Source organism: Arthrobacter sp. PAMC 25486, assembly GCF_000785535.1.
Lineage (GTDB): Bacteria > Actinomycetota > Actinomycetes > Actinomycetales > Micrococcaceae > Specibacter.
In genome coordinates this window covers 2,470,891-2,494,433 of the sequence record NZ_CP007595.1, presented here as the reverse complement: position 1 = coordinate 2,494,433, position 23,543 = coordinate 2,470,891, and the positions used below count along the sequence as shown (strand labels likewise).

At 64.3% G+C, this 23,543-nt stretch carries 19 protein-coding genes, 1 tRNA gene and 1 other RNA gene; 11 read left to right on the top strand and 10 right to left on the bottom strand.

The annotated features are described in order from the left end of the window. Nucleotides 1-86 precede the first annotated feature (86 nt). Both art_RS11400 and art_RS11395 read left to right on the top strand, forming a co-directional pair. Nucleotides 87-1,574 carry a CoA-acylating methylmalonate-semialdehyde dehydrogenase gene (locus art_RS11400; protein ID WP_038465067.1) on the top strand — a complete coding sequence of 496 codons (1,488 nt, stop codon included), beginning with the start codon at nt 87-89 and terminating at the stop codon, nt 1,572-1,574. 41 nt (nt 1,575-1,615) lie between these two features. Next, the gene (locus art_RS11395; RefSeq protein ID WP_038465066.1) at nt 1,616-3,001 is read left to right on the top strand and encodes an aspartate aminotransferase family protein; all 1,386 of its coding nucleotides are present in this window, start codon (nt 1,616-1,618) and stop codon (nt 2,999-3,001) included. Between the two features lie 222 nt (nt 3,002-3,223). Here art_RS11395 and art_RS11390 read toward each other — a convergent pair whose 3' ends face one another. Beyond that, nucleotides 3,224-4,510 carry an aspartate kinase gene (locus art_RS11390; RefSeq protein ID WP_038465064.1) on the bottom strand — a complete coding sequence of 429 codons (1,287 nt, stop codon included), beginning with the start codon at nt 4,508-4,510 and terminating at the stop codon, nt 3,224-3,226. 320 nt (nt 4,511-4,830) lie between these two features. Between art_RS11390 and art_RS11385 the strand changes: the two genes are divergently transcribed. Both art_RS11385 and art_RS11380 read left to right on the top strand, forming a co-directional pair. Continuing rightward, entirely contained in the window at nt 4,831-5,835 is a 1,005-nt protein-coding gene (locus tag art_RS11385) for an ABC transporter ATP-binding protein (protein ID WP_038465062.1), read from the top strand. Next, complete coding sequence (locus art_RS11380) at nt 5,832-7,061, top strand: ABC transporter permease (protein WP_253901331.1); 1,230 nt, start codon at nt 5,832-5,834, stop codon at nt 7,059-7,061. The genes art_RS11385 and art_RS11380 overlap by 4 nt, the downstream gene beginning before the upstream one ends. A gap of 191 nt (nt 7,062-7,252) precedes the next feature. Here the strand turns inward: art_RS11380 and ilvD are convergent, their stop codons facing one another. Beyond that, nucleotides 7,253-9,148: a dihydroxy-acid dehydratase gene (gene ilvD / locus art_RS11375; RefSeq protein ID WP_038465060.1), complete on the bottom strand. Its 1,896-nt coding sequence runs from the start codon at nt 9,146-9,148 to the stop codon at nt 7,253-7,255. 98 nt (nt 9,149-9,246) lie between these two features. Here ilvD and art_RS11370 point away from each other — a divergent pair, with 98 nt between their 5' ends. Then, nucleotides 9,247-10,080, top strand: coding sequence for a helix-turn-helix transcriptional regulator (locus art_RS11370; RefSeq protein WP_038465058.1), 834 nt, complete (start codon nt 9,247-9,249; stop codon nt 10,078-10,080). Between the two features lie 63 nt (nt 10,081-10,143). On the opposite strand, the gene recR is transcribed toward art_RS11370, so the two are convergent. The 3 genes from recR to ffs all read right to left on the bottom strand — a co-directional run bounded on the left by recR (nt 10,144) and on the right by ffs (nt 14,327). Continuing rightward, a complete protein-coding gene (gene recR, locus art_RS11365) occupies nt 10,144-10,743 on the bottom strand; it encodes a recombination mediator RecR (RefSeq protein ID WP_038465056.1) in 600 nt (199 codons plus the stop codon). A gap of 45 nt (nt 10,744-10,788) precedes the next feature. Beyond that, entirely contained in the window at nt 10,789-14,160 is a 3,372-nt protein-coding gene (locus tag art_RS11360) for a DNA polymerase III subunit gamma and tau (protein WP_082000254.1), read from the bottom strand. Between the two features lie 71 nt (nt 14,161-14,231). Further along, nucleotides 14,232-14,327: signal recognition particle sRNA small type (ffs, locus tag art_RS21690), an RNA gene on the bottom strand. Nucleotides 14,328-14,539: 212 nt separating this feature from the next. Here ffs and art_RS11355 point away from each other — a divergent pair. The 3 genes from art_RS11355 to art_RS11345 all read left to right on the top strand — a co-directional run bounded on the left by art_RS11355 (nt 14,540) and on the right by art_RS11345 (nt 15,867). Next, nucleotides 14,540-14,752 carry a hypothetical protein gene (locus art_RS11355; RefSeq protein ID WP_038465052.1) on the top strand — a complete coding sequence of 71 codons (213 nt, stop codon included), beginning with the start codon at nt 14,540-14,542 and terminating at the stop codon, nt 14,750-14,752. 360 nt (nt 14,753-15,112) lie between these two features. Continuing rightward, nucleotides 15,113-15,200, top strand: a tRNA-Ser gene (locus tag art_RS11350). A 187-nt stretch (nt 15,201-15,387) separates the two neighbouring features. After that, nucleotides 15,388-15,867, top strand: a complete 480-nt coding sequence (locus art_RS11345) for a glutathione peroxidase (protein ID WP_038465050.1) — start codon at nt 15,388-15,390, stop codon at nt 15,865-15,867. 111 nt (nt 15,868-15,978) lie between these two features. On the opposite strand, the gene art_RS11340 is transcribed toward art_RS11345, so the two are convergent. After that, complete coding sequence (locus art_RS11340) at nt 15,979-16,863, bottom strand: hypothetical protein (RefSeq protein ID WP_038465048.1); 885 nt, start codon at nt 16,861-16,863, stop codon at nt 15,979-15,981. A 118-nt stretch (nt 16,864-16,981) separates the two neighbouring features. On the opposite strand from art_RS11340, the gene art_RS11335 reads away from it, so the two are divergent. Together art_RS11335 and art_RS11330 are read left to right on the top strand one after the other, a co-directional pair. Further along, a complete protein-coding gene (locus art_RS11335; protein WP_038465046.1) occupies nt 16,982-17,281 on the top strand; it encodes a type II toxin-antitoxin system VapB family antitoxin in 300 nt (99 codons plus the stop codon). Next, entirely contained in the window at nt 17,274-18,050 is a 777-nt protein-coding gene (locus art_RS11330) for a LytR C-terminal domain-containing protein (RefSeq protein WP_082000253.1), read from the top strand. The genes art_RS11335 and art_RS11330 overlap by 8 nt, the downstream gene beginning before the upstream one ends. Nucleotides 18,051-18,149: 99 nt before the next feature. On the opposite strand, the gene art_RS11325 is transcribed toward art_RS11330, so the two are convergent. From art_RS11325 to art_RS11315, 3 genes are read right to left on the bottom strand one after another with little or no spacing between them, the layout of a single operon-like run. Next, complete coding sequence (locus tag art_RS11325) at nt 18,150-18,776, bottom strand: TetR/AcrR family transcriptional regulator (RefSeq protein WP_038465044.1); 627 nt, start codon at nt 18,774-18,776, stop codon at nt 18,150-18,152. Between the two features lie 46 nt (nt 18,777-18,822). Further along, a complete protein-coding gene (locus tag art_RS11320; RefSeq protein WP_052136320.1) occupies nt 18,823-20,085 on the bottom strand; it encodes a type II toxin-antitoxin system HipA family toxin in 1,263 nt (420 codons plus the stop codon). Further along, nucleotides 20,082-20,294 (bottom strand): helix-turn-helix domain-containing protein, encoded by a 213-nt coding sequence (locus tag art_RS11315; protein ID WP_253901330.1) that lies wholly within the window; start codon nt 20,292-20,294, stop codon nt 20,082-20,084. The genes art_RS11320 and art_RS11315 overlap by 4 nt, the downstream gene beginning before the upstream one ends. 251 nt (nt 20,295-20,545) lie before the next feature. On the opposite strand from art_RS11315, the gene art_RS11310 reads away from it, so the two are divergent. Then, on the top strand, nt 20,546-21,841 hold the full coding sequence (locus art_RS11310; RefSeq protein WP_253901329.1) for a CynX/NimT family MFS transporter: 1,296 nt from the start codon (nt 20,546-20,548) through the stop codon (nt 21,839-21,841). Nucleotides 21,842-21,933: 92 nt separating this feature from the next. On the opposite strand, the gene art_RS11305 is transcribed toward art_RS11310, so the two are convergent. Further along, nucleotides 21,934-23,382: a DUF5129 domain-containing protein gene (locus art_RS11305; protein WP_038465042.1), complete on the bottom strand. Its 1,449-nt coding sequence runs from the start codon at nt 23,380-23,382 to the stop codon at nt 21,934-21,936. Nucleotides 23,383-23,543 lie beyond the last annotated feature (161 nt).

Below are 23,543 nucleotides of genomic sequence, written 5' to 3'. Positions count from 1 at the left end.
CTTGCCAATTACGGAGTCTTTGTCTGGCGGGCAGACTTGAATCAATCGCCACAGCGGGCACGAGCCCATCAAACACAGGAGAAGCATTGAACACCATCGAGCACTGGATCAACGGCAGCTACGTTCCGGCCGGGGAGCGCACCTCACCGGTCATGAATCCGGCCACGGGTAAGGTCACGGCCGAGGTGGCCTTGGCTTCGGTGGAGGACGGCAATGCCGCCGTTGCCGCGGCGAAGGCCGCCTTTCCTGCCTGGCGTGACATGTCGCTGGCCCGCCGCACCCAGATCATGTTCACTTTCCGGGAACTGTTGAACGCCCGCAAGGACGAGTTGGCCGCAATCATCACCTCCGAGCATGGCAAGGTGCTCGATGATGCGCTGGGGGAGGTCAGCCGCGGCCAGGAAGTCGTGGAGTTCGCCTGCGGGATGCCACACCTGATGAAGGGCAGCTATACGGAGAACGCCTCGACAAAAGTGGACATCCATTCCGTCCGCCAGTCCCTGGGCCCGGTGGCCATTATCAGCCCGTTCAACTTCCCGGCCATGGTACCTATGTGGTTCTTCCCGCTGGCGATCGCGGCGGGCAACACCGTCATCCTCAAGCCGAGCGAGAAGGTCCCCACAGCTGCGAATTGGATGGCGGAACTGTGGAAAGAAGCCGGCCTGCCCGACGGTGTGTTCAATGTTCTGCAAGGTGACAAGGTGGCCGTGGACACCCTGTTGACCCACCCGGACATCAAGGCCGTTTCCTTCGTCGGCTCCACCCCCATCGCCAAGTATGTCTATGAAACTGCAACGGCCAACGGCAAGCGCGTCCAGGCACTTGGCGGGGCGAAGAACCACATGATCGTCCTTCCCGACGCTGACCTGGATCTGGCCGCGGATGCGGCCATTAATGCCGGCTTCGGGTCCGCCGGTGAGCGGTGCATGGCCATATCCGCACTGTTGGCTGTGGGCGGGATCGCCGATGAACTGGTCGCCAAGATCGCCAGCCGCGCCAATGCCCTGCGCACGGGTGACGGACTGCGCGGCTGCGACATGGGTCCGTTGGTCACTTCTGCGCACCGGGACAAGGTGGCCGGCTATGTCGACGCCGGCGAGGAATCCGGCGCCACCCTGGTGGTCGACGGGCGCACCATCGCCCCGGATGCTGAAGGCGACGGCTTCTTTGTCGGTCCCACCCTGTTCGACAACGTCACCACCGACATGTCCATCTACCAGGACGAAATCTTCGGCCCGGTCCTCTCCGTGCTGCGGGTTGAAAGCTTTGATGATGCTCTCGCCGTGATCAACGCCAACCCGTACGGCAACGGCACCGCGGTCTTCACCAACGACGGCGGTGCGGCCCGCCGCTTCCAGAACGAAGTTGAGGTCGGCATGGTCGGCATCAATATCCCCGTGCCCGTCCCGATGGCCTATTACTCCTTCGGCGGATGGAAGAACTCCCTGTTCGGCGACACTCACGCACACGGATCCGAAGGCGTCAGCTTCTTCACTCGTGGCAAGGCCGTCACCACCCGCTGGGCGGACCCCAGCCACGGCGGAATCAATCTTGGCTTCCCCCAGAACGCTTAACCCACACCACTCCTAAGGACTCACTGAAGAAGGAAAAGAACATGACTTCGACCATTGACAACGGACTCCTTGTCGCCGACGCATACCCCGCCATCGACGTTGCAGCCGCCCGGCGGGCCTACGAGCTCGACCGCAAACACGTCTTCCATTCCTGGTCTGCCCAGGACCTGCTGGACCCGATGGTCATCTCGGCTGCGCAGGGATCCTGGGTTTGGGACGGGGAGGGGAAGAAATATCTGGACTTTTCCTCACAACTGGTCAACACGAACATCGGCCACCAGCACCCGAGTGTGGTTGCGGCCATCGCCGCGCAGGCCGCAAAAATGTGCACCATTGCCCCGAGCTATGTCAATGAGGCCCGGTCCGAGGCGGCCCGCCTCATCACCGAGCGCACGCCGGGAGAGTTGGACAAGGTCTTCTTCACCAATGGGGGTGCCGACGCGAATGAACATGCCGTGCGCATGGCCCGGCTGCACACAGGGCGGGCGAAGATCCTCTCGGCCTACCGCTCTTATCATGGCGGTACGCAGCTGGCCGTTAACATGACGGGCGACCCCCGGCGCTGGGCCAATGATACCGCCAGCACCGGAACCGTCCATTTCTTTCCGCCCTACCTGTATCGGACCAGCTTTCACTCCACGACGGAGGAGGAAGAAAGCCAGCGTGCCCTGGAGCACCTCGAACAGCTCATCGGCTTCGAAGGACCCGCAACGATCGCAGCGCTAGTCCTGGAAAGCATCCCCGGGTCGGCGGGCATCTATATCCCACCGGCTGGCTACCTGCAGGGTGTGCGGGAGCTGTGCACCAAATACGGCATCATCTTCATTGCCGATGAGGTCATGACGGGATTCGGCCGCACGGGCAAATGGTTCGCCATGGAGCACTTCAACGTTGTCCCGGATCTCATGACGTTCGCGAAGGGCGTCAACTCCGGATACGTGCCACTGGGCGGCGTCGCGATCAGCCCGGAAATCACCGCAACCTTTGGCAAGCGCGTTTACCCAGGTGGCCTGACCTACTCCGGGCACCCGCTCGCCACCGCAGCGGCAGTTGCCACCATCAACGCTATGGAAACTGAAGACATGGTGGGCCACGCTGCCAAGCTAGGCGCCGACGTCATCGGCCCGGCACTGGCCGGCTTCGCCGAGCGGCACCAGTCCGTCGGCGAGGTGCGCGGCACGGGCGTCTTCTGGGCAATCGAACTCGTCAAGGACCGCAAAACCCGCGAGCCTCTGGCACCGTACGGTGCCTCCAGCCCGGAAATGAACCAGCTCATCGCAGCCTGCAAGACCCGCGGCCTGCTGCCGTTCGCCAACTTCAATCGCATTCACGTAGTTCCGCCCTGCAATATCAGTATTGACGACATCAACCAGGGGCTGGCGATCCTCGACGAGGTCCTCGATATCGCCGACGGATTCGTGCAGTAGGGCAATGTCCTAGCGCGTTTCGCCAATGTTGTGGCTTTGGCTCGGTCCGGGCGGGCTCTCGCCCGCCCGGACCAGTCTCATTCTACGAACGCTTCAACTTCCCGGAAGAATTGGACATCAACGGGGCACCGAACTCCCAGTGGGCATCGGAGACAGCACCATAACAAGAAGATACCTCGAGGGTACGGCATACCTCAGACATACTCGCTAGGAAATGCGGATTTAGCGGCCCGTGCCGCCGTACACGGTGGCTTCGGCGTCGCCGTCCAGGCCGAAGACCTGGTGGACCGCACGCACGGCCACGTCGAGCAGGTCTGCGCGGGTCACAACGGAAATCCGGATCTCGGAGGTTGAGATCAGATCGATGTTCACCCCGGCGTCGGACAGGGCCTTGAAGAAGCTGTAGGAAACGCCCGGGTTGGAGCGCATGCCGGCGCCGATGAGGGAGAGCTTGCCGATCTTGTCGTCGTACAGCAGGTCCTCGAAGCCGACCTCGTCCTGGTGGGCGCGCAGGGCGGCCAGTGCGTCTTCGCCCTCAACCATGGGCAGCGTGAAGGAGATGTCCGTCTTGCCGGAACCCTTGGTGGAAATGTTCTGCACGATCATGTCGATGTTGCTGTGCGCGCCGGCGATGATGCCGAAGATCATGGCGGCCTTGCCGGGGATGTCAGGCACGCCAACAACTGTAACTTTGCCTTCGGACCGGTCGTGGGCCACGCCGGAGATGATTGGCTGCTCCAAGGCAACTCCCTCTGAGATTTTGATTTTGTCGTCGGGGCTGGGCAGGACCCAGGTTCCCTCGTTGTCGCTGAATGAGGATCGCACATGGATGGGCAGGCCAAAGCGCCGGGCGTATTCCACGCAGCGCAGGTGCAGGATCTTGGCCCCTGAGGCGGCCATTTCCAGCATTTCCTCGCTGGAGATCTTGCTGATCTTCTGGGCGCTGGGTACCACGCGCGGGTCCGCCGTGTACACACCGTCAACGTCGGTGTAGATCTCGCAGACGTCCGCGTTCAGGGCTGCGGCCAGGGCAACCGCCGTGGTGTCGGAGCCGCCGCGGCCCATGGTGGTGATCTCGTGCGTCTGGCGGCTCATACCCTGGAAACCGGCCACAATGGCCACCTTGCCCTTGTCCAGGGCGGTGCGGACACGGTGCGGGTCAACATCGATGATGCGGGCCTTGCCGTGAATGCCGTCGGTGATCATGCCGGCCTGGCTGCCCGTGAAGGATTGCGCCACCCCGCCCTCGGCACTGATCGCCATGGCCAGCAACGCCATGGAAATGCGTTCGCCGGCGGTCATGAGCATGTCGAGTTCGCGGGCAGGGGGGTGCTCGGAAACCTGTGCGGCCAAATCCAGCAGTTCATCGGTGGTGTCACCCATTGCTGAAACGACGACGACGACCTCGTGGCCTGCCGCCTGGGTCCTGACAATGCGGCGGGCAACCCGGCGAATGCCGGCAGCGTCGGACACGGAGGATCCGCCGTACTTTTGAACAATCAGGCTCATGGGTGCACACTCATTGACTTACCTAACGCAACACTTGAAAGTAGGAAAATTGCTGCCGCTCGCGCCGGGCCGCGCCTCGCGCTGGGCCAATGCGGCATCATCAGCGCGGAAGGCAGTTGACCCAAGTTTAGCCCTGCGCCGCGTGAACATGGAATTGAAGTGTCCACATGCTGGTCCATGACGCCGCGGTTTCCTGCGGATAACGCTTCCGGTTCTTTCGAAAAACACTTTCAATGTCCGACGACGGGATGATGCCCTGGGCGCCCGCAGCACCTTAGGCTGATCCCAAGACCGCGATTGCGGCCCACAGGGAGGTTACGATGACCGAATTCCAGCCACCACCGCCCAACGCGGCCGAACCCGATCCAGAGGCACCACGCCCGCCCGAACCAACCAGCCCTGAAACCTTCCTCGGGCTCAGTGCCACCGGACTGTCCCGCAGCTTTGGTGAGGTGCACGCCGTCGTGCAGATGGACGTGCAGGCACCGGCCGGGCAGGTGACGGCCTTGATCGGACCCAACGGTGCGGGCAAGACTACTCTGCTGCTGATGCTGGCGTCGCTGCTGGCCCCGGATACGGGGAGCATCAGCGTCATGGGCATTGACCCGGTCAAGGATCCCGCCGCGGCGCGGGCCAAAATTGGTTGGATGCCGGACACGCTGGGCGTGTGGGAGGCGCTGACGGCGCGCGAGATTCTGACCACCATGGGCAAGTTCTACCACCTGCCGAAGGCGCAGATCCCGGGCCGCGTGGAGGAACTTTTGGAACTGGTGAATCTTTCCTCGCTGGCCGACCAGAAGGCGCGGGTGCTCTCGCGCGGGCAGCAGCAGCGGTTGAGCCTGGCCCGCGCGTTGATCCACGACCCCGAGGTCCTCCTGCTCGATGAGCCCGCCTCCGGGCTGGACCCGGGATCGCGCATTGCACTGCGCAGCATTCTGCGGCGGCTCGCAGCGGAGGGGAAGGTCGTTGTGGTTTCCTCCCACGTACTGGCGGAGCTTGACGAAATCGCCGACGGTGCGGTGTTCGTGAACCAAGGCCGTTCCGTGCTGGCACAGTCCGTGGAACAAGCCGCCGGGCAGGGGCGCAAGTACTCCATTGCAGCGCTTGATCCGGCGGACCTGGCCGCGGCGCTGACAACACTGGGTGTGGCCTTCGAGCCGGGCACGGGCCGGCGCCCTTCGGCGAGTGTCAGCGTGGAACGGGAAGAGCATGCGGCGGCGCTGTTGCGCGATTTGGTGGCGGCCGGCGTGGCCGTATGTGCCTTTGCCCCGGCCACGGGCGCCTTGGAAGAAACCTACATGAGCATGAAGGTGGAGCAGCCATGACAACGATGCAGAACGGGCCCGCCCCGCAGACAGCCCCCGGAACCCCCTCGCCGGGTCCTGGCCGGATAAACGGCTATGCCACAGGCGTGTTGGCCGTGGTGGGAATGGAGTTGCGCCAGCGCCTGCGTTCGCGCGGCTGGTACATCATGCTGGTCATCTGGTTTGGGCTCATTTGGCTCGTGACGGCCCTGACCTGGATCAGCTGGAAGGCGCAGAGCAATTATCAGACTGATTTTGGTGGGATCGGTCAGGATGCAGCGGTGGTGGGCCCGGGACCGTTGATCTTTGAAGCCGTCTTGGCGTTCGTGCTGCTGTTCGGGCTGCTCGTGGCTCCGGCCTTCTCGGCCAATGCCATCAGCGGTGACCGCGCTGCCGGAACCCTGGCCATCATGCAAGTGACCTTGCTGCGGCCCGGGCAGCTTTTGTGGGGGAAGTTTCTGGCGTCGTGGTTTGCTGCGCTCGCCTTTCTTGTGGTGAGCGTGCCGTTCCTGATTTTCGGCATCGCCCAAGGCGGTCTGGGTGCCGGCTACATTCTGGTTGCCCTGCTCCTGCTTGCCATTGAATTAGGGGTTGTCTGTGCCCTGGGAGTGGGCATCTCCGCGCTGGCCAACCGGCCGCTGTTCTCCATTGTCGTCACGTACTTGACGGTCGCGGCGCTGGCCTTTGGCACGCTGATCGCCTTTGGCCTGGGCATGATGCTCAGCAACGGCACGGTGGCGGCAAACCAGATGCATTACAAGGGCGCAGAGATGTATCAGGGGGAGCCTGACTCCGGTCTGGAAGATAACGAGAAGGAGATGTATCCGGCACCGCCAAGACCTGCGGACATTACGGATGAAAATGCCGAGTACGCCTGCTTTGGCCCCTTGGTGGAACAACCAGCGCCACGGTCGGAGCGGGTGGCCTGGATGCTGGGCATGAACCCGTTCGTGGTGGTCGCCGATGCCATTCCGTACCCCGAGCGAAGTGCCACGTCCACGCAGTACTATTCGACGGGTCTGTTCGAATCCATCAGCCAGGGCGCCCGCTATGCGCAGGCCGGGCCGGAAGCAACGTACATGTGTGCCAACGGCAAGGTGGTGACGGGGTACCTCGAGCAGAAGCTGCCGCTGTGGCCGTTGGGGCTTGGCCTGCAATTGCTGGTCGCAGCGGGAATCCTGGCCCTCGGCTGGCGGGCCCTGCGCACCCCGGCCGGGAAATTGCCTAAGGGAACGCGTGTGGCCTGAGGCCAGGCCCGTCCTGCGTTGACCTGTCCCGCGCTGATTAAAGTCCGACGGCGCCCGGCTCACCAAGGTGGGCCGGGCGCCGTCGTGCCTTCTATGTGGCAGTTAGTAGACGAAAACGCAGGAAGCAAGCGCTTTCCCGTCCCGCCTTCTCGTCCAATAGCTGCCACACAGATTTGGGGATGGGGCGGGCGCTACGCGACGGGAACCGCGGTCCGCGGCGCCTTCATCAGGACCACATCCGCCGGGACCTGGCGGATGGCGCCCTTGTCGGCACTGGTGGCCATGGCGGCGTAGGCCTTCAACGCGGCGGAGACCTCGCGCTCGCGGCCCACGGGCTGGTAGCCGGTGGTCGATTCGAGCAGGTCACGGCGCGCGTCCAGCTCAACCGGGTCCACCAGCAGTTCCATGGAACGGTTGGGGATGTCGATGCGGATGAGGTCCCCGTTCTGGACCAGGGCGATGGTGCCGCCGGCTGCCGCCTCGGGGGAGACGTGGCCGATCGAGAGGCCGGAGGTGCCGCCGGAGAAGCGCCCGTCGGTGATCAGCGCGCAGACCTTGCCCAGCTTCAGGCCTTTCAGGAACGACGTGGGGTAGAGCATTTCCTGCATGCCGGGGCCGCCGCGGGGGCCTTCGTAACGGATGACGACGACGTCGCCGGCCTTGACCGTCTTGGAGAGGATCTTTTCCACGGCTTCGTCCTGGGATTCGCAGACCACGGCCGGGCCCTCGAACGTCCAGATGGACTCGTCCACGCCGGCGGTCTTGACGACGGCGCCGTCGATGGCGATGTTGCCGCGCAGCACGGCCAGGCCGCCGTCCTTGGAGAACGCGTGCTCCACGGAGCGCAGGCAGCCGCCCGCGGCGTCGGTGTCGAGAGAGGTCCACTCGGCCGACTGTGAGAATGCGGTGGAGGAGCGCTGGCCGCCTGGAGCTGCGGTCCACAGTGCCTGTGCCTGCTCGGTGGCCTTGCCGCCGCGGATGTCCCAGTCGTCCAGCCAGCCGGTGAGGTCCTTCGAGTGGACCGAGTTGACGTTGGTGTGCAGCAGTCCGCCGCGGTTGAGCTCGCCCATGAGGGCGGGGATACCGCCGGCGCGGTGCACATCCTCCATGTAATACGTCTTGTCGCCGGCCACGTTCGGGGCAACCTTGGCCAGGCACGGCACCTGGCGCGACTTCGCGTCGATGTCGTCGAGGTCGTATTTCAGGCCGGCTTCCTGCGCTGCGGCGAGCAGGTGCAGGATCGTGTTGGTGGACCCGCCCATGGCAATGTCCAAGGCCATGGCGTTGTCGAACGCCTCGAAGCTGGCAATGTTGCGCGGCAGCACCGATTCGTCGTCGTCCTCGTAGTAGCGCTTGGCGATCTCGACGGCGGTGGCGCCGGCACGCTCGTACAGCTCCTTGCGTGCGGTGTGCGTGGCAAGCAGCGAGCCGTTGCCCGGCAGCGACAGGCCGATGGCTTCGGTCAGGCAGTTCATCGAGTTGGCCGTGAACATGCCCGAACATGAGCCGCAGGTGGGGCAGGCGTTGGCCTCGATAAGGTCGATGTCCGCGTCCGAGATGGAGGAGTCCACGGCGTCGGAGATGGCGTTGACCAGGTCCAGCGTGCGGATGGAGCCGTCGGTCATGGTGACGCGGCCGGCTTCCATGGGGCCGCCGGAGACAAACACGGTGGGGATGTTCAGGCGCAGCGCGGCCATGAGCATGCCGGGGGTGATCTTGTCGCAGTTGGAGATGCACACGAGCACGTCGGCGCAGTGGGCGTTGACCATGTACTCGACGGAGTCGGCGATCAGGTCACGCGACGGCAGCGAGTAGAGCATGCCGCCGTGACCCATGGCGATGCCGTCGTCCACGGCAATGGTGTTGAATTCGCGGGCGACGGCGCCTGCTGCGTGGATGGCGTCGGAGACGATCCGGCCCACGGGGGCAAGGTGGGTGTGGCCCGGGACGAACTCCGTGAAGGAGTTGGCGACGGCGACGATCGGCTTGCCGATGTCGGCCTGGGCCACTCCGGAGGCCATCATGAGGGCGCGGGCGCCGGCCATGTTGCGGCCGTGGGTGACAGTGCGTGAACGTAATGGAGGCATGGAACAAGCTAACCAGCATTCAGGGCGCTCAACCAGCATTTTGGGTGCGCCGCGGAGACGGCGTCAATACTAGTAGTGGCAGTGCTAGATTTGGTGAAATGAATGAAGAACGACGGCGTGAGCTGGGCCAGTTTCTCCGCGACCGCCGTGCGGGGTTGCTTCGTGCGGACCACGGGCTGCCTCCCATAGGCCGGCGCCGGATCATGGGACTACGCAGGGAAGAGGTGGCTGCCTTCTCCGCCGTCAGCGTCACCTGGTACACGTGGCTGGAGCAGGGGCGGGACATCAACGCCTCCCGCCAGGTGCTGGAATCCATTGGCAGGGTGCTGCGGCTCAGCGCCGCCGAGCAGGCTTATGTGCTTGCCTTGGGCGGCCACGGTGCGGTGCTGGCCGGCGGCACGGCCACCTTGGAGGATGTGCCGCCACACCTGCAGGCGCTCATGGATGCCGTGGACTTTCCGGCCTTTGCCGTGGCTCCCGACTGGAGAATTGCTGGCTGGAACAGCCCCTACCAGGCTCTGTATTCACGCATCGCAGAGATTGTCCCGGCGGAGCGGAACCTGCTCCGGCTCGTCTTCACCGACCCGCAGCTGCGCCAAATGCTGCCCGACTGGGAGCTGACGTCACGGTACTTCGTGGCTGAATTCCGTTCCGAGGCCGGCCCTCGGCTCGGCTCGGCAGCGCACACCGAACTCGTCGACAGCCTTTCTGCAGCAAGCCCGGAATTTGCCGGCATCTGGGCCGAACGAGGTGTGCTGGGATTCGCCTCCCGGCAGCGCATATTCATCCACCCGACCGTGGGCGAGCTGACGTTTGAGCAGCACCGGTTGGTGCCCTCGGACGTGCCCGAACTGCACTTTGTGATGTATGTTCCCACCGCTGGGACCCCCACCAAGGAGCGCCTCGCCCAACTCATCGCCAACGCCGGGTAAGGCGGACGCTAAAGCCGGGCACCCGGCGTCGTATATTAATATGGTTGCGCTAAATAAGCATCTTTAAGTGAGGGCGTTGCGGCGGCCCTCGAAGGCGCGGCCCAGGGTGACCTCGTCGGCGTATTCCAAGTCGCCGCCCACGGGCAGGCCCGAGGCCAGGCGGGTCACGGTGATGCCGAGGGTTTTCAGCATGCGCGAGAGGTACGTGGCGGTGGCTTCCCCCTCGAGGTTGGGGTCAGTGGCGAGGATGATTTCCTGGATCGTGTCGTCGTTCAGACGGGTGAGCAGTTCACGGATGCGCAGCTGGTCGGGGCCGATGCCGGCGATCGGATTAATGGCGCCGCCGAGGACGTGGTAGCGGCCGCGGAAGGCGCGCGTGCGCTCCACCGCGAGGACATCCTTGGATTCTTCGACGACGCAGATGACGGTGGGGTCGCGGCGCTCATCGCGGCAGATATTGCACAGTTCCGCCTCGGTGACGTTGAAGCAGACGGTGCAGAATTTCACCCGTTCCTTGACGGTGACAATGGCCCTGACCAGGCGTTTCATGTCGTCCGTGTCTGCTTCCAGGATGTGGAAGGCAAGACGCTGCGCGGATTTTGGCCCGATTCCGGGCAGGCGCCCCAGCTCATCAATGAGCTCCTGAACTGCTCCTTCGTACACTTTGCCTCTTGTCTATGGGTTCAAAAATGGTGCCGGCCGGGTGGCTCAGCTGTTCGGGTTCAGGGAGCGCTCTTCGATCAGCACTCCGCCCAGAATACGCTCGACGGCGGCCTGGCCCACCACCCCGGACTCCTCAATGGTGACGTCGTCCGGGCTCGGCACGTCCTCCACATAGGGTGTTTGCGCCGAGGTGGCCGGAGCCTTGGCGCGCCCAGCCTGAGCCTCGGAGCTGTTGGACAGTCGCTGGTACATGGTCAGCTTTTCGCCTGGTTCCATGCCCGACGCCGGACCCTCCTGCTCCTGGACCGCAGCCTCTGATGGTGCTGGCGCCAGCATCGCCGCCGGGGTTGGGTACGCGGCAGACGCGCCCAGGGGCTGTCCGGCCACAGGCAGGGCGGCATTGAAAGGTACATCATCTGCCGCCGGCATGGTGCCTGTGGCGGATTCAGCGATTACGCCTGGCGTTGCGCTGGACGGTGCGCCAGAAGCTTCTCCTGGTGTGGCAGCTGAGGGGGTGCCGGGCGCGCTGTCTGAAATGTTGTCCGTGGCAGGGCCGTCCTGTGCCCAATCGGGTGCGTTGGAGATGCTGCCCCAACCGGGGTCGGCCACGGCAGTCCGGCTGCCCTGACCCAGGGAAACGCCCCAGTCCTGGGGTGCCGGTTGCTGGTTGCCCGGCTGATTCTCCTGGGCCGCGATTTGCTGCGCCAGCAGTTCGCTGCGGCGGGGAGATTCCGGCGCTGCGGGCGCTGCGACAACAGCTGCTGCAACGGGGGCATCCCAGCCGGTGGTCCATGCAGCAATGGGGGACACCTTGGGCGGTGTGTGAACCATCGGTGCACTCGGTGCAGCGGGACTTCTAGGCGTGCCATGGGCTGGCGCAATGTCGCCATGTGGAGGAACGGACGCGTAGGGGTCCTCGGCTGTGTAGGCGTCCTCAGCGGGGTAGGGCTCCTCGCCCGCATATGGGTCCGCGTACGGTTCGCCCCATGAATCGCTGGGTTCGGCAGGACCGTCCCACGACGCCTGCGGGTTGGCAGCGCCCTGCTGTGGCGAGGGCGCCGCATGCTGGGAAGCTGCCTGGGCGGCAGTGTTTTGGGGTGCAACGGTTTCAGCCGCGGTCTGCTGGGCTGCGATCTGAGGTGCAGGTGCAGGTGTAGGTGTAGGTGCTGGTGCGGCCTGGGCGCGGGCTGGTGCTGCTTGAGCCGCTGCCGGCGCTGGCTGATTCGCTGCCTGGTCCGGTGCTGCCTGGGCCGGCGGTGTCTGCTGGGAAGTTGCTTGCTGAGACGTTACTTGGGCTGGCGCAGCTACTGCCGCGGCATTGTTGCTCCGTGCCGGCTGGAGGGCGGCATGGCCGTTGTTCCCTTCGCGTTGGGGCGAAGGGTTACCAGTTCGTACTTTTGGGTTTGGTTCAGCGCTCGCTTTCGGAGCTTCGCCGTCAACGGGCAGGATCGAAATGGTCAGGCCCAGGACTTCATTGATGGCCTGTTGCAGGTTCTGCAAATGCCCGCCGTTGCTGAACGCGCTGATCAATCCCGTCGAGGGGAGACCGACCCGCAATTCCTGGCCGTCGAACGTTTGAGGCACGACGTTTTGGTTCACGATGACCCATGAGGCCATGCGAATGTTTCGCAGCGAGCCAAGGACTTCCGGCCAGGCGCGGCGGATGACTTCGATGCCCGAGGAAGTTGGGGCATGGCTGGCAGCCGGCGCCTGTTGTTGAGGCGCGGGCTGCTGAACTGCAGCCTGTTGGGGTGCCTGCTGCTGGAGGGACTGGTCCTGTGCCGGCATTGCCTGCGCAGTGCCCGATGGAGCATCCGACGGAGTCCCTGACGGAGTGGGCAGGTCATCCCAAGACCGGCCTGATGGTGCAACAGGCTGGTTCGGGGCGGGCTCGGCTGCAGCCGTCCGAGCATCTGGTGCCTCGGATGCTGGCGGAGCAGCTGCCGGGGATTGAACTGGGGCCGTGGCGGACACTGGTGCTTCGGGTGCTTGTTCAGCCGAGGCAACCGGGGCCTGTTCCGCAGCGGAGGAGGGGGGATTTGAACCCCCGGGGGCATGGCGTGCGGTGACTTCAGCGCCGGCAGCTTCCTTGGCGCGCGCCAACTGGGCCCGTACGGCAGCCAAACCACCGCCGGAGGTGCCGCCGGCAGAATCGGCGGGGGCCGCCGTCGTGCTTTGGGTGGGGGAAGAAGGTTCAGCTGCGGCGGGGGCGGGGGGGGCATTGCCGGCCGGGGCGACGGGCGTGCCGGAGTAGTTAAGGCGGCGTTCGAGCTGGTCGAGGCGTGTGGCCATGCCGCGGGCGGAGGCGTCGGCGCCGGGCAGGAGCAGGCGGGCACCGAGCAATTCAAGGTGCAGGCGGGGCGAGGAGGCGCCTGTCATTTCATTAAAGGCGGCGTTGGTGACGTCGGCTGCGCGGGACAATTCGGCGGCACCGAGCTGAGCGGCTTGTGTCTGCATGCGGGCGATGAGCTCATCGGGGGTGCCGCGCAAAATGGCGTGCGCGCTTTCCGGCATGGCCTGGACAATGATGAGGTCACGGAAGCGTTCAAGCAGGTCCTCGACGAAGCGGCGGGGATCGTGGCCGGTCTGGATGACCCTGTCCACCGACTTGAAAACGGTGGCGGAGTCCGCCGCGGCGAGGGCCTCAACGACGTCGTCAAGCAGTGAGGAATGGGTGTAACCGAGCAGGTCGACGGCTAGGTCGTAGTCAAGGCCGGACTCGCCGGCGCCTGCCATGAGCTGGTCGAGAACAGAGAGGGAGTCGCGGACAGAGCCGCCACCGGCGCGCACCACGAGCGAGAGAACGCCGGGGGCAACCGCAACACCCTCCTGTTCGCACAATTGTGCCAAATAAGCCATGAGCGGCTCCGGCGGCACCAGCCGGAAGGGGTAGTGGTGGGTGCGGGAGCGGATGGTGCCAATGACCTTGTCCGGCTCGGTGGTGGCAAAGATGAACTTGATGTGCTCCGGCGGTTCTTCCACGATTTTCAGCAGGGCGTTGAAGCCGGCTGAGGTGACCATGTGGGCCTCATCAATGATGAAAATTTTGTAGCGGTCTCGAATGGGGGCAAAGGTGGCGCGTTCGCGCAGGTCTCGGGCGTCGTCAACACCACCGTGGCTGGCGGCGTCAATTTCGATGACGTCCAGTGAGCCGGTGCCGCCGCGAGCCAATTCGACGCAGCTGTCGCACTCGCCGCAGGGGTGCGAGGTGGGGCCCTTGGCGCAGTTCAGGCAGCGGGCAAGGATGCGTGCAGAGGTTGTTTTGCCGCAGCCGCGGGGGCCTGAGAAGAGGTAGGCATGATTGACGCGGTTCTTTTCCAGAGCAGCCATGAGTGGCGCCGTGACGTGCTCTTGGCCAATCACGGTGGCGAAGGAATCCGGACGATACCGGCGATACAGGGCTGTTGGTGCGCTCACAAGTTAGACCCTATCTAATCCGCCTGACAAAATGCCGCATAGATGCCCAAATTCAGGCACATCTGGGGATAAGTAAAGACCCCCCATGCACCCGCCAGAGCCCGCTTACCCTTGCTACCTTCCGGTCCTGGGGGAGTTCACAGGGTGACGCCACATGAGGGGCCGAAAAACAGCTTACCCGACAGTCGCGATGCGTGCGAATCCTCCGGCGGGCCGGCTGGAATTCGCGCCCGCGGCTGCACGCCCGGGCCATGCGGGACCATATCAATTTCTCGTCGGGAATGATACGTTCGCCACATGGGGCATTGAAGCTATTGCCAAGCAGGTCCCCGCGGCGCCCAGGCCTCTGCGCTGCCCGGGCCACTGAGGAGTGGTCGTCATGTTGAGCTACGGACTTTTTCAATGGCTGTTTTGGGTGCTGGCCATCGGCCTGGCGCTTACGGCGCTCATGCGCAGCGAGGTCTTTTCCACCAACACCAGCCAGCGCGTCCACCGGCATTCCGGCCAACAGTTCTTCATGTGGATCATGGCGGCCGGCTTTGCCCTTGCGGGGTTCGTCACGGCGGCACTGGCCATGCGGGCAGGGCACTGAAGCACTTCTCCCGAAGACTGTCCTTTTGGCTCAATTATGAGCGTTTGCGCCGTGGAGTAGCCGGTAAAACTTGGCGTTGTTGTAAAGTTGCGGGTGTTGTAGAGGCGGCGGGAGCACTGCTGTCTGCGACATTTGGCCGCCTTGGCGGCCACTTCCTCACACGGTCCGCCACGGGCGTTGACTGCGAGGGGATGTAAGGGTGGTAGGGCTTGAACGGGGCCGTGCTGCCCTTATTTCCTGCAGTGAGTTAGTCCATCTGACAGTCAAATTCATGGCCTGCGTCACGTGGGGGCGTGCCGATTCGTGAGTTGGGCACATTGTCAGGTACTCTTGAACCTGCCGTGTTTTGCACGGCAAGCTGGAGGATTCGCCTAGCGGCCTATGGCGCACGCCTGGAACGCGTGTTGGGTTAACGCCCTCGGGGGTTCAAATCCCCCATCCTCCGCCAGCAACACCCTCTCCCTTGAGCAGTCAAGGGAGAGGGTGTTTTTTGTTAATCAGTGTATCGACAGAGGTATCGCCACACTTCTGAGCCCGATCCCACTTTCTGACGCCGGGATCCCGGGCTCCAAAAGCGGGGTCGGTGTCATTTCCTGTGCCAGCCCGCGCCGGACCGGCGGGGCTAGACTCGGCTGGTGACTACTCAAACTTTGAACACCATTTCCCTTGCACTCAACGACGGCACAGAGACCACCCTGGCCGGCCTCGCCGAGAAGGCAGTGCTGCTGGTCAACGTGGCCTCCCAGTGCGGCTTCACAGCCCAGTACGACGCACTCGAGGCACTCCACGAAAAGTACCGAGGCCGGGGCCTGACCGTGGTTGGCGTGCCCTGCAACCAGTTCGGCGGCCAGGAGCCCGGTTCGGCCGAGGAAATCGTTGAATTCTGCCGCAAGAACTTTGGCGTGACGTTCCCGCTCGCCGCCAAGGCCGAGGTGAACGGCGACAGCGCCCACCCCATCTACGCGGCCCTGACCGGCAGCGGCGCCGAGCCCATCAAATGGAACTTTGAGAAATTCCTGATCACGCACGACGGCGTTGTGCAGGACCGATTTGCCTCTGCCGTCACGCCGGACTCACCCGAGCTGGTCGCAGCCGTGGAGTCCGCGCTTCAGTAGTGAGACCCGCGATGTGAGCGAGCGTTCCCCGAAATGCCCCGTTATGTGAGTGAGGGTTCCCCGAAATGGCCCCTTATGTGAGCGAGCGTCGGGTTGGTGGGTGTGTGTGACTTAGTCCAGGGTGTCCAGCCATGATTTCAGGAAGGCGCCGCCGGAGAAGTCGTTGATGACGTCCTCGCCCAAGCCCAGATCGCCTGCGGTCCGGATCGGATAGGGCTTGGACGGGACGCCTTCTGCGGGGCGGACATCAACGTGCTCCACGGAGTGGTCCTGGTGGTGCAACCAGTCGGCCATGGCGTAGTCAGTGCGGGAATCACCCACGGTGCGCCACGCCTGCGGCACAATGCCCTGGGCGGCCAGGAGTTCAACGGCGCGACTGGCACCAAGGTCCTTGCCGAGGCGCACCGATTCAATGTCGGTGGAAATGATCGACGGGTCCACCCGGTAATCGATGGTGCCCGCCGACGCCGGGGCGCGATGTTCAAGGCGGACGGCACCCAAGTCGTGCGTGGCCAGCAAAGCCAGCGCATCGGCGTCGAACTTTAACTGCTCGGCCAGGTAGCTGGCACTGCCAACGTCAATGTGCTGCTCCACGGAGACCATGGCCCTCTTCGTCTCGTCAAAGAACATATGCCCGGCGTAGGACCGGGTGACGAGGGCGCGGATGTCGTCACCATAGGCGGCGGGCATGGCCAGGTCCGCATCGACATGGATGGGGCCGGGGCCATCGGCGGTGAAGCTGAACCAGACGGCGCCTTTTTCACAGATCGCGTGGACAACCGACCCTGCGGGCAGGCCGGCGGTGAGCATGGGCACCATGAGCTGCTCGGCGATGAACGCGTCGGAACGGCCCGTGTTGAAGACGACGGGGATGCCGCGGTTCACCAGTGCAATCAGGGTGGTGATGATGTCATCCGGGACGCGGCGGGTCACCGGGCTGGCCAGCGGGCCATCCACATCGAGGAGCAGGGCCAGCGAAGGTTGCGTGAGAGTCATGAACCCATGTTCCCAGTCCGGCCTCCTGAGGGCCATTTTGCATAACCTTTTCGCAACACACCCCGCGGCTCGGTGGACAGCAGTTCCATAAGCCGCAGACAGTCCCTAGTCTGAAGAGGTGATCTTCAAAGCTGTTGGCGACAAACGCCCGTACCCGGACCATGGCTACGTCACGCCCAAGGACTGGGCCGGCGTCGCGCCCCGGCAGGTCCGGCTCGCCGACCTCGTGACCACCAAGGCACAGCTGGATCTTGAGGCACTCCTGGCGGAGGACTCCACCTTCTTTGGGGACCTGTTTCCCCATGTTGTCCAGTGGCACGACACGCTGTACCTGGAAGACGGCCTACACCGTGCCGTGCGCACCGCCTTGCACCAGCGCACCATCCTGCATGCCCGGGTCCTGGTGATAGATGACTAGGCCGCCTGCGGAAACTCCCGGAAAGGAGCCCGCAGACGAGGTGCTGCTCACCGCCGGCCAACGGCGCAGGGCGGATCGGGAGGAACGCAGGCAGGCCAAGGATGCCGCCTATGAACTGCGCCAGCAACGCAAAAAAGCCAAGGACGGCACGTCGTGGCGCGGGCACCACATCGTGGACAGCAGCGGCCTGGACGAGGCGTTCCCGGCGCCGGAAACTCCTGAGTTGCCGGGCAGTACCGTGCGCCGCCGCATTATCCACGGCGTGGTCCTGGTATTGCTGTTGGCCCTGGTGGTGTCCGGTGTCGTGCTGGCTGGGATGGTCCAGCGCGGTGAGATGGAACTGAAACTGGGCCCGGGCAAGCCAACGCCCATCCCGGAAACCTGCCCGGCCGAAATGCTCGATTATCCCGCCAATGACACCATCACCGTCAACGTTTTTAACGCCGGCAGCGTCGAGGGCAGGGCGGGGGTGGTCGCCGAGGAGCTGAAGAAGCGCGGTTTCATCGTCAAGACGGTGGGCAACGGCACCACCAAGTATTCAAGGCCGGCCATCATTGTGTCAGGGCCCGGCGGGCATGCCGCCGCCTTTGCCTTGCAAAAGAACGTGTCGAGCACGGAGTACGTGGAGGATGACCGTAAGGATGGCTCGGTCGACATCGTGTTGACGGGCACCTTTGTTGGCCTGCTGGCAGTCCCCAAGGTGGATCACACCCCGGGTCTGCTGTCCTGCCCGCGACTGAGTCCGCCGGCCGCTGCCCCGGCCGAGTAGTCGGAGCCGGCCGACTAGCCGGCCGACTAGCCTGCGGCAGCAGCGCCGTGCACCCGGTCTGGGCCGTCAACCCTGGCACAGCAAGCGGCGGTGTCGCCGCTAAGACACTGTCAGCGGGCGCCCGTCGGCGTCAAAGGAGGCGCCCACGCCGGCCTGAATAAAGCGGACGGCAGCGTTGATGTGCTCTTCGTCAGGGGTGTCTGAATTGCGCCGTGACGCGCTCGCCGTCAGCGAACCGTGAATGAGCTGCACCAGCCCCTCCACATCGGCCTCGGGCAGGAAACGCTGCTCCATGCCTTCCCGAAGAATGCTCATCAGCAGGGAATTCAGCTCGCCAACATGCACGCCAAGCTTTTCAAAGGACTCGCGTGAGAGCACCGAACGCATGGCCGGGCCCGGCGGCAGGTGGCGTCGGGTGAGGTCCTCGAGCTGCGCCCGCACGTACACGGCGAGCCGGTCGACGGGATTCTCCCGCCCCTCCAGACGGGCCTTGAGCTCGATGACGAACTTGCCGGTTTCATCCAGCGCGTACGCCACCAGGAGCTGCTCCAGGTCGGCAAAGTAGTTGTAGACGGCGGTTCTTCCCACGCCGGCTGTCCTGGCAACGTCGGTCATGGTCAGACCGGGCAAACCGTGTGTGAACAACAGTTCGCCGAAAGCGTTGAGGATCTTGCGCTGCGTCTGCGCGCGCTGCGCCGCGTTCGTGGGGGCGGCTATTCGTGGCATAGTGACATTTTAGCGTCATTTCGTCAGTAAAAATAATTTGCCGTGCCTAGCGTTCCATGGCTGCCCGCCGAATTCCCAAGACGCGTACGACGGCGGCGCTCACGTCCCGCTCAAACGGCAGTTCCGCCGTGGTTAGGACGGCGGCGGCCAGCGCTTTGTCGATGCACTTGGCCACGAGCCGTTCCGGGATGTGCAGGGATCGGCCAAACCGCAGCCAGTCCTTGCGGTTCAACCCCGTGCGGCTGCCAGCGCTGCCGCCGACAGCCAGTGCCATGCCAGGGTCGCGGGAGGGGTCACCGTCGATGAGCTCCGTCAAGATGCCGCCAGGCACCCCAGCCGCGAAGCCCTGCTCAATTTCTGCTGCCAAGGTGCATTGCAGGTCGTAGGCCGGGGCCAGCCGCCACTCTCCACTGGGCTGCTGGAGCACCGAAATGTTCTTCGCATGCAGATTGCCGTTGCCCGTGAGCCAGGCAAAGAGGAATTGCAGGAAGATGTTTCTTGCCGCCAGGGCTTGGGAGGAACACATGTTGATCGCTGCCGAGGCCACCGCTTCACTGGGCACCGAGAATTTGCGGCTGGGTACCAGGCCCATCAGCTGCGCACAATCCTCAACCGCGAGCGGCCCACTGGGGGACCGGTCAAAACGTGAGACCAGCAGCGCGGCCTGGCCAACGCCGTCGTGCACCAGGCGTGCCTCCGCAACCGGGATGCCCAGGGCACGGGCCTTGGTCAGCAGCAGGAATTCCGTTTCCACCTGCCGGGCGTGGCTGCCGTCGTTGAACTTGAGCAGGTAGGCGCGGGTGGCGTCTTTGTCGTGCCGGTAGGAGGCGGTGACCTTGTCTTGCAGGCCCGCCAGGGCGCTGAGGTCGACGGGGCCGGGGACGGCGGCAAAGTCGGCGAAGATGATGTCTTGCATGGTCTTCGTGACCGTCAACAACGGGGGAATGGCCTGTGGTGCCTGGCCTGCGGGGACGATCTGTACGTCGCCCACGGGATTCTCGCCCGCGGCCAGCAGGAGCGAAAACTCATCGGTGATGGTGGTTTTGACGGCCCACCGCAGTTTGGCCAGGCGCTCTCCCTCAGGCAGCAGGCCGGCAAAGAAGGCTGGAACATTTCCGTGGCCCAGGCTGACCGGGACATCCAGGACTGGGAGGGTGGAGGCGATGGCCGGTCCACCGTCGCTGAGGTAGGCGGGCCGATAGGCGAACACCACACCCATGCTGGGGTGGCGGGTGAGGGTGGCCGCGGCCCGGCCCTTCTTGTAGATGACCGCCTCGGTGACAGTCTTGGCATACTCGAGATTCTTCATGGCTGCGTCACCTTCAAGCTCAGGCTCAGGCTCATGCCCAGGGCCGTGGCAACCGCGGTGAGAATATCCAGGCGGACCGTTTCCCTCCCGTTTTCCAGGTCGCTGAGGACACGGGTGGAAATGTCGGCCAGGTCTGCCGTTTCGTTCTGGGTCAGGTGCAGCGCGCGCCGCCTGGCGCGCAGGGCCGCACCCAATTCGAGAACGTCCATGATGATTGGCCTTTCGCCGGCGCCGGTGTGCACACTTTGCCCCATCCTATGCCTTGCCCCCTCAAATTCAGCATGATCCTGCAGAAAAACTTTGGGCAGGCAGGCTCGGGACGTGGCGCTGCCGAGGGGCAGGACGGGCGAGCGAGAATGCCGGGGCTGCCGGACAGGCCAATTCCGAAGCCATGGCTCCTTTTCCGGTTCGCCTGCGCCTTCGGGAATCCGGGTGGCCAGGGAGTCGCTAGGGTTGAGCGGTGACGAATTTTATTGAGAAGCGGCCGTGGACCGGGCGCATCGGGGCGCTCCTGGGCATCATGGTCATGGCGCTCAGCCTGCGCACGGCCGTTTCGGTGGTGCCGCCCCTGCTGGGCGAGCTGAGCGGCGAGCTGGGGTTCGACGCCGGAACCACCGGCCTGCTGGCGATGCTCCCGCCACTGATGTTTGCCATCTTCGGCCTCCTGACTCCCGTCCTGATTCGCCGCTTCGGCCTCGAAAGGGCGCTGGTTGCCGCCGTCGTGCTTGCCATCGCAGGGCAGCTGGGACGTGCCGCAACAGGGGAAGTCTGGCCGTTTTTGTCCCTGACGGCGGTGGTCATGGCCGGCTATGGCATCGGCAATGTGGTGTTGCCGCCGCTGGTGAAGAAGTACTTCCCGGACCGCGTGGGCATCGTGACGGCCGGTTATGTGACGCTGCTGGCGGTGGGCACCGCGATCAGCCCGCAGCTGGCCGTGCCGGTTGCCGGGGCCGCCAGCTGGCGCGTCTCCATCGGTCTGTGGGCGTCGGTCAGCTTTCTGGTGCTGCTGCCGTGGATCACCCAATTTGTGCGGGACCGCAAGGAAAAGTTCGACGCCGGGCAAGCTCACCCAGGTGCCGCCGGCCAAGCAGCGCACCTCGGTGCGGGGCAGTCGGGCGGGGCGGCAGAGGTGCCGAGGCTGCGGCCGTGGCGCTCGCCAGTGGCTTGGGGGCTGGCCATCTTCCTGGCCGGCAACTCCGCCCAAACCTATGTGTACTTCACCTGGCTGCCGCCGTACCTTTCAGGCCAGGGTCTGGACGCGGCAACGGCCGGGACGGCGCTGGCGTACTTCGCCATCCTCGGCCTGCCCGTCAGCCTGCTCGTTCCCTTGTGGGTGCCGCGCATGAAAAACCCGATTGTGGCTATCACTCTCTTTGCCCTGCTCTGGACCGCCGGGCACCTTGGCCTCTACCTGTCGCCGGTGGACGGGACCTGGCTATGGGTGACGTTCTCCGGCCTGGGACAGGGTACCTTCGCCACGGCCCTGCTCATGGTGAACCTGCGCTCGCGGACCACGCACGGCTCCTCGGTGTTGTCCGGATTCAGCCAGGGCCTGGGCTACGCCGGGGCTGGCATTGCGCCGCTGTTCTTTGGCACCATCCACGACGCCACCGGATCCTGGACCGCCTCCTTCGCGATGCTCGGCGTGTGCCTGGCCGTCATGATGACAGGCGCCGTCATGATCAACGCCAAGCGGTACATTGAGGATTCAGCCGAGCAGCTCATTGTTCCCTCCCCCGCGGACCTCAAGGAATAAAAGGGTGTGACGTTGCGATCTCCGCACCCGATAGGACGCTCCCACACCACCGATGGCGGGCCGGGCACCCAGGCCGGGGACCCGGCGTCGTACTAGAAACTGGAAGAACTGCCGGAGCCGGAGAAGCTGCCTCCACTTGAACCGTATCCGGTGCTGCTGCCGCCTGAACTGGCGCTGCTGCGGGAGGTGTTCACCGCGGACTGGCCGCTGGTGTACCCGGTGCTGAACGCATACACCGGGTAAAACATGTACCAGTTGGAGACGGAGCCCAAGATGGTCGCGGGGCGGGCGCCGATGTTGTCGCGGCGGCTGCGATCCATGGCTTTTTGCATGGAGGTCCGCTCGGAGCTGGTTTTGGCGTAGAGGCCGATCATGGCCTCCGAATGCTGCTGCAGAAGGTTTGTCAGCTCCACTTGAATATTCCGGAGCTCATCCAAGGCCACATCCGGGGTGATGATGCCCGCTTGGACGTCGGCGGACAATTGCTGGAGTCCCTGCGTACGTTGGGCTTGAAAGGCAGCCAGGGCTGCGGTGCTGGGCTGGCCCTGTGCTTCGCGTTGGGTCAGCAGCTCGGGCAGCCGGGCCAGGTCTTCCGTGAGCGATCCTGTCTGCCTGTCCCATGCGGCGCCCCAGCCCGAGTACTTGTTCAGCAGGGTGTTGGTGTCCGCGATGACGTCATCCAGGCGGTCCAGTTCTTCGGCCAGATCGGCGTACTGGGCCGTGACCTTCACATTGCCCGCCTTGGAAAGTTCCTTCTTGCTGAAGGCATGGCACTGCTGGTTTAAGCCACTGGCCTCATTGTAAAGCGTGCTGAAGTTGCGGTATTTTTCCAGCACCAGTGAGCCGTAGGTGGAGGATTGCGGGATGGTTTTTGCGTTTAGCTCGGTCACGGGAAGGTCCAGGCTGACGTTTGCAAAGCCTGCGTCGCCGCGCTTGAGATGCCCGGCGGCCTTCTTGCGGTTATTGGACCGGATGACGGCGCGGGTGCCAAAACCCAGGGCGGCAATGCCACCGGTGACACTGGTGATGATGATGAATCCCGCAGACCGGTACCAGGGCTGGTTGATCAGCTTCGCCGCCTTCTTGATGCCGGTGATGGTGCCTTCGGTCCACTGCGCCTCGCGAAAGAGGTCCCCGGTGGATTCCTGGATGGCTGCCTGCTTCGACAACGACACTTTGCGGTCCTCGCCCATGTACGTGCCAACCTTGCGTGCAATGGGATCCACGGCAAAGATGAACAACCCGTCGGCCCACTTCTGCTCGTCCGAGCTGAGCCACTCCGGGTGCTGTGCACGGGCGAACTCCAGCACGTCGGAGTTGAGCTGGTCGGTGTCGGGTTCGCCGTCGATGGTCACGACGGCCACCGTGGTGGGTTCGTAGAAGTCGATTTCCTTGAGGGCTTCCAACAGCTGTGGCTGGTACAGCACACCTGCCGCGTCCTCAACGATGATGTCCGTTGGAGGGGCCGCCGCCGTGGCTGCAGGGGCCATACCCAGCATCGTCATGAACGTCAGAGCAAGAATCGCCAGAGTCTTCTTCATGGGTACAGCCCACCATTGAGTACCCGCCGAGTGCAAACGGGGACGCATAGCAGATCCTCATGACTACAGGGTTGGCCGTCAGTTCATTCTCCGTTTACCGTTTCCTACCCGTTTGGTCTCCGCCCTTTGCCACTGTGGCTGTCATCGCACTCCTAAAGGAA